This is a genomic window from Streptomyces sp. NPDC047853 (assembly GCF_043204535.1).
In the GTDB taxonomy this organism is placed as follows: domain Bacteria; phylum Actinomycetota; class Actinomycetes; order Streptomycetales; family Streptomycetaceae; genus Streptomyces.
In genome coordinates this window covers 81,047-92,433 of sequence record NZ_JBIDCI010000026.1, presented here as the reverse complement: position 1 = coordinate 92,433, position 11,387 = coordinate 81,047, and the positions used below count along the sequence as shown (strand labels likewise).

The window sequence follows — 11,387 nt, the reverse complement described above, 5'->3', positions numbered from 1 at the left end:
GGGGGGAAGACATAACTCCCTTCCAGCAAGACATGGACATGCAGGTGCATGCCGAGGGCTGCGCGGACGACCCGCCTTTCTGAAACGACCTTTTATGCCCGATATGCTGAAATCTGCAGAAGTTGCTGAGAACACGCCTTGGCGACCATAGAATCCCAGGTCAAACAGTCTGCTCCCCGCACCCGCTGGGATGGTCCCCTCATCATGATCGAGACCCTGGCCAAGAACGACTGCTTCCCGCATCGCAGGGAATGGTTCCTTTCTTCCCGGGAACGGCCATGGCTCATGGCCTCTCTCTTTCGGCAGAGGGACGAGGTCAGGCGGCGGTCCTTCCTCAGTTCGGTGTGGTCGGTGGCGAGGGCCTGGAGCGGGCTGCCACAGTCTGCGGGCCGAGCGTCGCGAGGGTCCACAGGGCGCTGAGTCGACGGCCGGAGGACCAGATGGTGGTCGTGGGCGGCCGGAACGGTGTCGCGGGGATGTTCTGGGCCGTGAACGGAGCCTGGTCGAGGTAGGCCATGCCGCCGGTCCCGCACACATACGCGCGGGCACCGGTCGCGGCGGCCAGGTCGGCGAGCCTCTGGGACCGGCCCGGCCGGGCAGGAAGACGGCTGCTGGTGAGGACCTGGCCCCTCCAACCGACCGGGTCGAGCAGAACGCGGGTGGAGGTATCGGCGACGGCAGCTGTCCTGCCGGTGTCGAAGGCTTCCAGCACAGGGCCCAGAGCGCGGACGAGTGCCGGCCAGTGGGGGCTGGCACCATAGTGCTGCCGCAGCATCCCGTCGGTCCTGCGGCGAGCCCGGTCCGCGTCGTCGATCAGTGCCTCCCGGATGAGGGTGGGCCGTCCGTGGGGCAGGCGAGTAGGTGTGGTGAGCCACTGCTGCCGGGCCAGGTCGTCGAAGGCGGCGAGGCGGGCTCGGTGCTGATAGTCGCGGCGGGTGAACTGGACGTCGTCCAGGACGATCCAGTAATCCGCCACGAACAGCTTGGCCAGCGTGGTCAGCCGGGGCAGGAAGTTCGGCTGGTGGATCGCGCACAGCCCACCCGGCTCGGGCAGGTCAAGAGGCGATGAGACGACTGGTGAAACCGTCGTGGATGAGGGACTCGCACGCGGCATGCACGTCCTCCGGGACCTCCTGCTCGATGGCGAACCCGAGCTTCGGATACTCGATCACCCGCTGGAGGTCGCCGACGAGCATGTCCAGGACGAGCTTCTCGTCACCGATGGACTTCAGGTAGTCGTCGAATTCCAACGGCTCCGACGCACACAGGATCTCGACGTCTGGCCACACCTTGCGGGCGGTCGCGAAGGACCGCCGTTCCATATAGGGCTTGGAAACCAGCAGCACCGTGGTCGAGCGGACACCGGAAGCGGCGAGCACCGCACGGGAGAAGGTGATGTTCTGGCTCGTGTTCGCCGCGTCGGGCTCCAGCAGGATCGCCTCGGCGGGGACGCCGAGTTCGATGGCGTGATCGCGGAAATGCACGGCCTCGCCGCGTGGAAAGACCTTGGCGGTGGTGGGGCTGTTGCCGCCGGTGAACACCAGGGTCGGGAAGAGCCCGGCGCGATACAGCTCGGCGGAGCGGGCCGCGACGCCGAGATCGTGGCTGCCCAGCCCGATCGCCACGTCGACGGGGAGCAGTCCGTGCTGCATCTGGTGGTAGTCCCAGATCAGCTCGGCCTGGCGCCACTGATCATCGGTGATGGTCCGCTGGTCCTTGCTCACGCGTGTTCTCCCTGGGCACCGTTGCCGGGGCCCGGCTGGCCCCTCGCTCATGGCCTTGATGCTCTCGATACTGCGCAGTTGGTGCACGAGTCCGTACTGCGCGGCCACCTTGGCGGCCTGGTCGAGGACAAGGAGTCCATCATCCCGGGTGGCTGCATCGGAGAGGAGGATGTGGCCATGAGCGGTGTCCAGTCGCACGCGTTGCATGGGTGAGTCCACGGTCCCGCTGCTGCGGGCGATGTCGATGAAGTGCAGGGCCTGGCTGAGGTCACCGGCGCCGCGACGGGCGAGGGCGAGCTTCTGGTGGGCCACCGACCAGTCGTTGGGCTCGGTGAGGTCCTCGAAGTCGAGGGTCGCGGCCTGCATGACGCGGGTCGCGTAGTCGTGCCTCCCGTCCTTGCTCAGCGCTCATCGAGCGGGCCCGCAGCCTGCAGGGCCGGTGGGCGCTGGTCTTCCGCTACAACGAGAAGGCCTCGACGACCAAGAGCGTGCGCATGCTCGCCCACCTCATGGATCTGGGCGACGGCGCCATCGCCGTGAACCTGGCCAAGAAGATCCTGCTCGAGGACGCCGGCGGCACCGTACCCCGTGCTCAGGCCGCGTGGACCGAGGCCGGTCTACCGCACTCCGGCGCCGTCTCCGTCGAGCAGCTGCAGCAGGCATGGGCCAAGCTGCGAGACGAGTGACCGGCCCGCCGTAGGGCTGATTCCGTCATCCTTGGATCTATGCCTTGACTTGCATCCAAGGATGCCTACCTTGGATGCATGCCAAGCAATGAGAAGCCTCGCCTCATCCCTACCGGCAAGTGCTGGTGCGGCTGCGGGAAGGACGTCGGCCTGGGCAAGTTCTTCGCCGCCGGCCACGACAAGATCGCCGAAGCAGCGCTCATGGCACTCAAGTACGACGGGTCCGTCGCCCAACTGCTCCACGCCCACGGCTTCGGCTCGCACCATTCCGTCCGCCACGCCGCCGTCACCGATCCGGACTGCTCGTGGCAGAAGTGCGCCGACTGCAACTACAGCGGCGCCCCAGCCAGCATCGCCAACCACCGCAAGAAGGACCACCCCGACCGGCATGTCCTCGCCCAGGCGATTCGCGCGCTCGGCGGCACCTGGGATCCGCAGCGCGCCATCAAGACCCTCGGCGACCACGGCCACGTGTGGGAAGACCAACGGGCAGCGGAGAAGCGGGTCCGGCAGATCCTGCGCGACCTGTGCGCGGACGGACTCATCGTCAAAATCGACCCTCAGCGGGCCGTGTACGAGCTCGCTCAGAGGTAGCGCCGAGCACGCCACGGTTCCGGACAGACATGGATCGCCAGGCGGTATGCCACCCCGTGGGGACGCGAGAAGTTCGACTGACAGGGTGTCGAGGCTTCCGAGAGTCCCCGTCCGCTGACCAAAGGGGGGAACATGAGATTCCGGGCCGCGGTGTACCTGGTCGCCTCTACAGTTGCGTCATGGAGTTCAACCAGGGTGGCTGGACCTGGGAGCTGATGCTGACGAGGCGTCCTTCCGACACACACTTCTCGAAGTCGAGCACTTCTTGCGGGGAGAGCCCGCTGGCGCGGGACGACGACAACACGCTCAAGACGCACGCCGTGCTGTTCGACGGCACCAAGACGGCCCTGGTGATCCTCGGTACGGGCGTCGCGCTGGGGGCCGTTGTCGCGCCACACGTCAAGAGCGGACTGATCAGCCTCAGGTCGAAGCTGCGCCGTCGGGCGGAGGAGTCTGCCGACGCCGAGACCGCTGTTCCCCTCACGGTCGTCGCGGACGTCGAGCCGGAGCAGCCTGACCCCCCGCGACTGCGCGCTGTCTGATCCTGGGCTGTCGGCGTGCCCGCACCGCGGCCGGGAACAGCCACAGACGCCTGGTGGGCGACGGTGTGTCGGCGATAACGTCCCGCACACGAGGAGGCCGGCTTGCATCCCTGCAGGCCGGGGATGTGGCGCCGCTCGCGAAGACAAGCGGCAGGCCGGGCGGCTGACCCTGCCGCCTCAGTGGAGGGGGGCCCGCCAGGTCACCAGTCCCGGCCGGTCCGCCTCCGCGAAGCCCACCGCGAACGGCTTGTCGTCCTCGTCCGTCACCAGGTGGATGCTGCACTCCGTCACGCTGTCGCCCGGCGGGATCATCCGGGCGACCCAGTCGGAGGGACAGCCGGGGATCCTCGTGTCGAGGCCGAAGGGGGTCTTCCCCTGTATCTGCCGGCCGCCCTCGGTGAGCAGTCGGACGCGGTCGGCTTGGTCGGCGTAGAGGTCTTCCGGCCCGGGGTTGGTGTACGTGACCGACACGTAGTACGGGACACCGCGTCGCTCGTTCTCGTTGAGGTCGAGGTCCAGTCCCGCGAGGTCGGCCGCGTTGCCCCGGCGTACGGAGACCAGCGTCGCGGGCAGTTCGAGGACGCCGTCCCCAAGGTCGTCCCACCGGACGCGGACGATGTCGCCCGGCTCCGCCAGATCTGCGGACGCCGCCTCCAGGCCGCCCTCGACAGGCCAGGTGGCGACCGCCCCGCCCTCATCGAGGTAGCCGTCGGCGATGTGCGACAGCGACAGCACGCCTACGCCCTCGGGCAGCGCGTAGGTCACACAGGTGTCGTACGAGTCGCCGGGCGCCAGCGTCTCCGGCGCGGTGTCCGCGCACGGCAGGTCGCTCCCGTCCGGCCTGCCGCCGCTGAGACGGACTTCCTCCCCACGCTCCCAGTCGGTGCCGTTCAGGGCGAAATTGCTGTCCACCATGTAGGCGGCGGGGATCTTCTTCGGGCCGGTGTTGGTGACCTCGAAGGTGAGGTAGTGGGGAACCATGCCCTTCAGCTCCTCGTCCACGCGCGCCCCCCGCATGTCCTCCTGCGAACCCCGGACCAGGCTCTTGACCGTGACCCTGACCTTGTACGACCGGTCGTCGGTGTCCGTGTGGACGACATCCCGTGCGCCGGTCCGTACCGGCAAGTCCGTCCAGGAGGCAGGCCTCTTTGCGGCCTGCTCCACGACCTCGCCCGCGTCCTGTTCTCCCGTGCACCCGGCGAGGAGGGGTATCGCGGCCGCGCTGGTGGCGGCCCTCTTGAGGTAGCTGGACAGGCGCATGATTCCCTTGCCGCACGATGTGATCCAAAGCCGCCGGAGGGCTGGCGCATCGTAAGCGTCACAGCGGGGGCGGAGACGGAGATCCTATACGAGTCACAGAGAACGCCCAGGTCAGCCCCTTGCGTGAGAGGCGGCGAGTGGGAGGCGAGTGGCAGGAGGACTCAGTAGGCCGACACCGTGACCACCAGGAACACCGCCCAAGCACACGCCATCACACCTTGGTTGCCGCCCCCACCCGGGCCGCAGCGCTGACCAGCGTGACTCCGTGTCGGATGCGATGGGCGGCAGATGGACGCCGGTGTCAGCTCGTGCGCCTGATGCGTTCAGCACCATGAGGGCTCGATCCGGCCCTAGACTTTCCCCCGCGCACCCAGCCGGGGAGGGCTGATGCGCCTGACGATCCCGGGGGAGCGTTTTCATGGCAGTAGCGCACACCACGTCCGATCAGCCGCAGGTCCGGGGTGTCTTCGACTGCGACGAGGCCCACCGCAGTCCACTCCGTTCCGACTACGAACGGATCTTCGATTCCGGTCTGGTCGTGCTCGACACCAATGTGCTGCTCAACCTCTACCGCTCGAACGAGAGCACCCGCCGGGACACCCTTGCCGCCCTCGCCAGGCTCCGCGAGCGCCTGTGGATTCCACACCAGGTGCTCACGGAGTTCTGGCGTAACCGCGAGTCGCCGACCGTACGCCATCACCACGCGACCAAGGCCAATGAGGCGAGCGCCGCGCTCGACAAGGCGGTCAACGCGGCCCGGACAGCCGTGACCACCTGGCTGACCGCCGTCCAGCTCAAGGACAACGATGAGGCTGTCGAGCGGACTGACGGAGATCTGGCCGAGCTCGCCGAAGCAGCCGGCAGCCTCAAGAAGTTCATCCGGGCGCAGGCCGAGTGCGACGCGCTCAAGGAGACTGCCACCACGCACACCGACCCGGTACTCAACGCCCTCGAACCGCTTCTGCACGGCCGGATCGGCGAGCCGCTGTCGCCGATCGAATACGACAGGGCCGTGAAAGAGGCGCAGGAGCGCGCCGACGAGGGGATACCGCCGGGGCACGAGGACTTCCGCACCAAGGAACCCGAGCTGGCCGCCGGTGACTACCTCGTGTGGGTCCAGCTCATGGAGGAGGCCCGACACCGCCGGTGCGACGTTCTCCTGGTCACGGGGGACGTGAAGAAGGACTGGTGGACCAACCGCGGATACGACATCCCGCCCCGCCCCCGTGCCGAACTCCTCCAGGAACTACGGGAGCAGGCCGGGGTGGGTCTCTACATGCTCACTCCGAGCGAACTGCTCCGCTGGGCCAAGGAACTCCTCGACCTGAACGTGGACGAGGGCTCGGTGCGCGACCTGGAGCAACTGGGCGAGGCATCGGCTGACAAGGACTCCGAAGGCGAAGCCTGGACGGCGGAGTCGCTGGCGGCGTTCATGGACGAGCTGATGCGGCGCTATCCATCCCGAGTCAAAGCAATCGTCGCGGCTGCGGCGAACGGCGGGTTCGTGGACCGGGAGACGGTGTACGAGCTTGCCGGCTACGACGAGACACGCAGACTCCGCGGCTTCACCCAACCGATCGGCACCCTGTCGAGAGATCTACAGGCCATGGGCGTGCTGACAGGAGGGGAGCCTTTCCTGCTCACCACCGTCTACGGCCACGCCATCGATCCTTCCTGGGCGAAGGGGTTCCGCATCCCGAGCGGGGTGATTCCCCTGCTCCGGAGCACGTACGAGGGAAGCGACCTGTGGCAGCCCCGAGACGGCGCGGAAGCGGGGAGCGAACCTTCCGAGAAGGGCTGACACTCCAGCCGGAGAGCGCTGGTGCGCGATCCGAACCGACCGCGCCTAAGGGTGCGTGTCCGTGATCGCGATGACTTCGTCGAGGCGGTCCAGGGCGGCCTGAAGGTCGTCGACCTTGGCCTGGATCCGGTCGCGTTCGGCGCGCAGCATGGCTCGTTGGTCGGCGTCGGTGTGCCCGGAGTCCCAGCACGGGAGGAGCTCCGTGATCCTTCGGCTGGTCAGGCCGGCGGCGTACATCTGCTGGAAGAACCGGATCAGGGTGATGGCGTCCTGCCGGTAGAGGCGCTGTCCGGAGGGGCTGCGCTCCGCGCTGAGCAGCCCTTGCTCCTCGTAGTAGCGCACGGCGCGTACCGAGACGCCGGCACCCCGCGCCACCACCAGCAGGGTCTGCCAGTAGCCAGCATCTGGCTGGTATGGCGGAACCTCGGCTTCGTTCGTCCAAACTGGGGTGATCACGTAGGCATCCCTACCAGCGAACAACTCATCGAGGACGGTGTTGTACCGCTCCAGGACGACGGTGTACTCGCTCTCGTCCTCCGCGTATCGCTTCGACTCCGGCAGGCTGTGGAAGCGCACCCAGACATTCCGATACGGGTCGCGGAGCTTGTACCCGACCGGAGGACAGTCGGGCCAGTGCTGCTGCCACAGCTCGGTCAAAGCCGCCGTTACGCGTCCAGGCATCTGCCGTACTCGTCCTCTCAGACCGTGACCTCTACGGTGGTCATGATGCCCGGCGCCCGCTCACCAAGAGAAACGACTTCGTACTGCGACCCGGAAGTGGGCGGCCGCTCTTGCCTGAGTCAGGGGCTATTCGGCCTGAGCATGTCGTGGATGCAGCGGCGTAGCCCGTAGCTGGTGTCGACCGGCGGGATCCAGGGCACCTGCTGGAACAGGTCGCTGTGCTGGCGGGTGCCAGGGTCGGTGAGGAGGGCGTGGAGCTCGTCGGGGGCGGGGCCGTCGACCAGGCACAGCCAGGCGAGGCCGGCGCCGATGCGGACATGCGGTGGTCGGCCGGGGTCCGACCACAGGTTCCGCACCCAGTCACGCGTAGGTCCGTCCTGGTGTTCGCGGGCAAGTTGCGCGATCGCCAGCAGGAGACTGACCTGGACCGGGTGGTGAGGGCCTGCCCCGATACCCTCGCCGGGGCCCGGGACAAGGCGCTCGTCCTGACCGGCTTCCACTACGCCTCGCGTGCCCAGGACCCCGCCGGCCTCCTCGCCGGGGACGTCGCCCTCGCCCCGCGCGGCCTGGTCGTGTCGGTGCTCACCGGCAAGACCAAGCACAGCGTCCGCGACGCGAAGATCAACTACCAACAGGACCCGGAGGTCTGCCCGGTGGAGGCATGGAAGGCGTACCGGGCCCGCCTCGCCGCAGACGCCGAGCCGCGCTGGTCGCAGCCCGACGCGCCCGCGTTCGTCGGCGTCGACCGGCACGGCAACGTCACCGGCGGCATGGTCCCCGACTCCGTCACCCGGGCCGTGAAGCGGATCAGCGCCCGCGCCGGAATCCCGCTCGCCTGGACCGGCCACTCCCTCCGCATCGGACTGGCCACAACCGCCCGCAAGCGCGGCAAGGACGCCGTGGCCATCGCCGACCCGGGCGGCTGGGCCCGCCACTCCCGCTCCATGAACGGCTACTTCCAGCGGGTCGACGGCTGGGAGGACAATGCCACGGCCGGCCTCATCTGACCTACCGGACGGCGAGGTTGGCGCCTTCACGAAGCGGACTGTCCGACAGGCGGTCAGCGAGCGAGAGTGCCTCTGCCCAGCAAGAAAGTTGCCTGCCGTGACTCTCCCCTGTCGGGCGCGCTACAGCATTCCCATGCCTGGGAGAACAGCCTAGAGGTCGTGGACGCTTTCCCAGCCCCCGACGCCGAGGTCCTCGGCTTCCTGGTCGAGGGTGCGAGCCGCCAAGCCGACGTCCGCCAAAGCCAGAGTGCCCGGGTCCTCGCCGACCTGATCGAGAATGGCCGTGCGGGAGGTCAGAACCGCCTCGGCCCATGCGTGTGCTGCGTTCGCGAAGGCACGCGTTTCCGAGGGAGAGTCTTCTGCAAGATCGGCCAGCTTGGGAGTCACGTACTCGGCCGTCATCTTGACGCTTTCGACGTGGTCCTTCGCATCCGTAGCGTGCGTGTCGACAGCCTCGGACTCCATCTCGATCTCGACACGTAGGCTGTCGATCTCGTGCACGATCGGCTTGATCGACTCAGAATCGTCGGTGCCGCACCCTGTCACCATGGCCAATACCGCGGCGCCAGTAGCTACCGCGGCAACGAGTCGCTTCATCACTATGCCCCCGCCTCTGATACATCACTGTGATGCCTAAAGCGGTGGATCTTGCTACGCGGCTCGACCGATGTCAAAGCATCGATGACGTGCTGCAAGCCGCTGAGGCCCGGTCCATGTCGTCTTCCAGCGGTTTCCCGGTCCTGCCGCGCCCCCGTACTCCTCACCCCGCGCCCCTCAGACCGGCAAGTACGGGCTCGGCCTGTCGTACCAGCTGATGCGGAGCGCGTCGCGGGCGCGGGTCGCGGCGACGAAGAGGAGGGAGCGGGCCCTGAGTTCCTCGCGGGCGTAGCGGCGGGGGTCGGTGGTTCGGTAGCGCTCGAGGATGTCCGTGCGGGGGATGATGCCGTCGCGGGCGCCGACGATGGCGAGCTTCTGGTACTCGAGGCCCTTGAAGCGGTGCATCGTGCCGACGTGCACTTCTCCGTCTCCCTTGGGGCCGTCCTTGGTGAGCTCGGCGACGGTGATGCCCGCCTTGGTGGCCAGGTGGAACATCACCTGGCTGACCATGTCCCGTTCTGCGACGCACACGGCGATACTGCCGCGCGGGTCGCGGCGCGGGCCGGCACCGCCGTTGCCGGTGGCGATCTCCTCGCGCCAGGCGGTCAGCGTGGTGGCGAGCCGGTCGAGTTCGTCTTCCCAGGAGTCGCAGCGGACCAGGTCGGGCGCGGGGCCGCGCAGGACGGAGCGGTAGCCGTCGAGGGTGTCCGTGCTGTCGTCGAGGTCGTCGTACGCGAGGTCCTTGCCGGTGAGGTCCACCACCCGCAGGGCCCGGGAGAGGATCTCCCTGGTGGTGCGGTAGCTGAGGGTGAGCCGGGAGGAGCGGCCCCGGATGTTGATGCCTACGGTGGAGAGGGTGACCTGCTGGTCGTAGATGCGCTGGTAGGTGTCGCCGGCGATGAACAGGTCGTCGGGGCCGGAGGCGACCATGGCGCGCAGCATCTTCCAGTGGGCGGCGCGCAGGTCCTGGGCCTCGTCGACGACGATGTGCCGGTAGCGGTGGTGAAGGAAACGCATGCCGGAGCCGTCGTCGCGGTGGATGAGGTCCTTGCCGCCGACGGCTTCCTTGTGTTCCTGCCGGGCCCTGATCTTCGCGTCGCGTTCCGTCTCGAGGCGGGCGGCGCGCTCGGCGGCCTGACCCCAGGTCTCCAGGCCCTCCTTGTCCAGGCGGGCCGTGAACTGCTCCAGGATCTTCCAGATCTGCGCGCGTTCGGGGCGGGTGACGGAACGGCCGCGGCCGGCGCGACGGGCGTCGAAGTACGCCTTGCGGGTGCCGATGGACTGGCCGAGGACCACCTGGTCCCACTCCTCGTAGAGGAACTCGGCGTCCCAGCGGCGCTCGTCGAGCTCCAGCAGGAGCTGGCGCAGCACGGTGAGCGCGGTGCTGTCGTACACGCGCTGTCTGGCGGTGCCCTTGACGGAGTTCTCGCTGAGGACTCGCGCGGCGAGCTGGTCGATGTGGGCGATCTCCACGCGGGCGAGCAGCTCGGGTTCCATCAGCGAGGCGAGGCGGGCGCGCAGGTCGGTGGTGAGGTTCTTGGTGAACGTCGTCAGCAGGATGGGCTTGCCGTGTCCGGGCGGCAGCTGCTGCGCCAGGTGCTTGACCCGGTGCAGGGCGACGATCGTCTTGCCGGTGCCGGGGCCGCCCGAGACGCGGGCCGGACCGTTGTAGGTGCGGTGGACGAGCTTGGCCTGGGTGGGGTGCAGGAAGACCTTCCAGGCGCGGAAGTCGCCCTCCTCCAGGGCGGCCTGGATGTCGGCGTCGATGGTGGTGACGGTGGTGCGGGCGAGCGCGGCGCCGAGGTCCTGCGCGTAGTCCTGGCCGAGGTCGACCTTGACCGGGGCGGTGATCTCCTTGCGGACCTCCTCCAGGGGCATGCCGGCGGCGAGCCCGTACAGGATGTCCCTGGACAGCAGGGGCGCGCCCTCGACCAGTTGGTCGAGTTCGTCGCTGCCGGTTACGGCGAGCGCGAGGTCGATGAGCTGGTCGGCGACGCCGAGGTCCCGCAGGTCCTCCGCGGTGACGCCGGTGAGCAGGGGCTCGGCGGCGGGCGGGGCGGCCTCTGGTGCGGGCTGCGGGGCGGGCTCGGGCTCGGGTTCGGTGGGGGTGAGGGTGACGCCCGCGCGCCGCAGCACGCTCTCGCCCACCACCGAGAGGTCCACGAACTCGATCTCGCCGGTGATCCGGTTGATCGCGACCGAGAGTTCCTCGTAGACGTGCTTGCGGTGGCGCACTGCGATGACGAGCCAGTTCTCCCGGCCCTTGTCGTCGACGCCGGCCCTGGCCAGCAGGGCGCGGTACGACTGGTCGATCTTGGCGCGGAAGACGCGGCCGTCGCCCTTGAGGGGCTTGAGGTCCAGGCCGGGGTGGTCCGGGTCCTCGCGGAAGCGGTGGCAGAAGTCGTAGAACCTGCCCTTGACCGAGCGGTCGAGCTTGTACAGCTCCTGTTCGGCCTTCTGGTACAGGCTGAGCCGGGCGGTCATGGGATCTGTGC

12 protein-coding genes are annotated in these 11,387 nt (G+C 68.4%); 5 read left to right on the top strand and 7 right to left on the bottom strand.

Annotation, left to right across the window (positions count from 1 at the left end):
* Positions 1–334: 334 nt before the first annotated feature.
* Both ACGF5T_RS32625 and ACGF5T_RS32620 read right to left on the bottom strand, forming a co-directional pair.
* On the bottom strand, positions 335–1,009 hold the full coding sequence (locus ACGF5T_RS32625) for a WbqC family protein (RefSeq protein WP_392890131.1): 675 nt from the start codon (positions 1,007–1,009) through the stop codon (positions 335–337).
* 46 nt (positions 1,010–1,055) lie between these two features.
* Positions 1,056–1,775 carry a YdcF family protein gene (locus ACGF5T_RS32620; protein ID WP_392890129.1) on the bottom strand — a complete coding sequence of 240 codons (720 nt, stop codon included), beginning with the start codon at positions 1,773–1,775 and terminating at the stop codon, positions 1,056–1,058.
* Between the two features lie 443 nt (positions 1,776–2,218).
* Here ACGF5T_RS32620 and ACGF5T_RS32615 point away from each other — a divergent pair, with 443 nt between their 5' ends.
* The 3 genes from ACGF5T_RS32615 to ACGF5T_RS32605 all read left to right on the top strand — a co-directional run bounded on the left by ACGF5T_RS32615 (position 2,219) and on the right by ACGF5T_RS32605 (position 3,546).
* The gene (locus ACGF5T_RS32615) at positions 2,219–2,410 is read left to right on the top strand and encodes a hypothetical protein (RefSeq protein ID WP_366768006.1); all 192 of its coding nucleotides are present in this window, start codon (positions 2,219–2,221) and stop codon (positions 2,408–2,410) included.
* Positions 2,411–2,488: 78 nt separating this feature from the next.
* Positions 2,489–3,004 (top strand): hypothetical protein, encoded by a 516-nt coding sequence (locus tag ACGF5T_RS32610; RefSeq protein WP_366768005.1) that lies wholly within the window; start codon positions 2,489–2,491, stop codon positions 3,002–3,004.
* A 179-nt stretch (positions 3,005–3,183) separates the two neighbouring features.
* Positions 3,184–3,546, top strand: a complete 363-nt coding sequence (locus tag ACGF5T_RS32605) for a hypothetical protein (RefSeq protein WP_366768003.1) — start codon at positions 3,184–3,186, stop codon at positions 3,544–3,546.
* 177 nt (positions 3,547–3,723) lie between these two features.
* Here the strand turns inward: ACGF5T_RS32605 and ACGF5T_RS32600 are convergent, their stop codons facing one another.
* Positions 3,724–4,806, bottom strand: coding sequence for a hypothetical protein (locus tag ACGF5T_RS32600; protein WP_366768001.1), 1,083 nt, complete (start codon positions 4,804–4,806; stop codon positions 3,724–3,726).
* A 418-nt stretch (positions 4,807–5,224) separates the two neighbouring features.
* On the opposite strand from ACGF5T_RS32600, the gene ACGF5T_RS32595 reads away from it, so the two are divergent.
* Positions 5,225–6,607, top strand: a complete 1,383-nt coding sequence (locus tag ACGF5T_RS32595; RefSeq protein ID WP_366768000.1) for a PIN-like domain-containing protein — start codon at positions 5,225–5,227, stop codon at positions 6,605–6,607.
* Positions 6,608–6,652: 45 nt separating this feature from the next.
* Here ACGF5T_RS32595 and ACGF5T_RS32590 read toward each other — a convergent pair whose 3' ends face one another.
* Positions 6,653–6,991, bottom strand: a complete 339-nt coding sequence (locus ACGF5T_RS32590) for a MerR family transcriptional regulator (protein WP_366768011.1) — start codon at positions 6,989–6,991, stop codon at positions 6,653–6,655.
* 416 nt (positions 6,992–7,407) lie between these two features.
* A complete protein-coding gene (locus ACGF5T_RS32585; RefSeq protein ID WP_366767999.1) occupies positions 7,408–7,644 on the bottom strand; it encodes a hypothetical protein in 237 nt (78 codons plus the stop codon).
* Positions 7,645–7,668: 24 nt separating this feature from the next.
* Here ACGF5T_RS32585 and ACGF5T_RS32580 point away from each other — a divergent pair, with 24 nt between their 5' ends.
* Positions 7,669–8,295 (top strand): tyrosine-type recombinase/integrase, encoded by a 627-nt coding sequence (locus tag ACGF5T_RS32580; RefSeq protein ID WP_366767998.1) that lies wholly within the window; start codon positions 7,669–7,671, stop codon positions 8,293–8,295.
* Between the two features lie 150 nt (positions 8,296–8,445).
* Here ACGF5T_RS32580 and ACGF5T_RS32575 read toward each other — a convergent pair whose 3' ends face one another.
* Positions 8,446–8,892: a hypothetical protein gene (locus tag ACGF5T_RS32575; RefSeq protein ID WP_366767997.1), complete on the bottom strand. Its 447-nt coding sequence runs from the start codon at positions 8,890–8,892 to the stop codon at positions 8,446–8,448.
* A gap of 177 nt (positions 8,893–9,069) precedes the next feature.
* Complete coding sequence (locus tag ACGF5T_RS32570; RefSeq protein ID WP_366767996.1) at positions 9,070–11,376, bottom strand: UvrD-helicase domain-containing protein; 2,307 nt, start codon at positions 11,374–11,376, stop codon at positions 9,070–9,072.
* Positions 11,377–11,387 lie beyond the last annotated feature (11 nt).

Coding starts and splice junctions, on each gene's coding strand:
- ACGF5T_RS32570 (WP_366767996.1), bottom strand. CDS start 11,376: ATGACCGCCCGGCTCAGCCTGTACCAGAAGGCCGAACAGGAGCTGTAC.
- ACGF5T_RS32615 (WP_366768006.1), top strand. CDS start 2,219: ATGCTCGCCCACCTCATGGATCTGGGCGACGGCGCCATCGCCGTGAAC.
- ACGF5T_RS32610 (WP_366768005.1), top strand. CDS start 2,489: ATGCCAAGCAATGAGAAGCCTCGCCTCATCCCTACCGGCAAGTGCTGG.
- ACGF5T_RS32600 (WP_366768001.1), bottom strand. CDS start 4,806: ATGCGCCTGTCCAGCTACCTCAAGAGGGCCGCCACCAGCGCGGCCGCG.
- ACGF5T_RS32595 (WP_366768000.1), top strand. CDS start 5,225: ATGGCAGTAGCGCACACCACGTCCGATCAGCCGCAGGTCCGGGGTGTC.
- ACGF5T_RS32605 (WP_366768003.1), top strand. CDS start 3,184: ATGGAGTTCAACCAGGGTGGCTGGACCTGGGAGCTGATGCTGACGAGG.
- ACGF5T_RS32575 (WP_366767997.1), bottom strand. CDS start 8,892: ATGAAGCGACTCGTTGCCGCGGTAGCTACTGGCGCCGCGGTATTGGCC.
- ACGF5T_RS32620 (WP_392890129.1), bottom strand. CDS start 1,775: ATGAGCGAGGGGCCAGCCGGGCCCCGGCAACGGTGCCCAGGGAGAACA.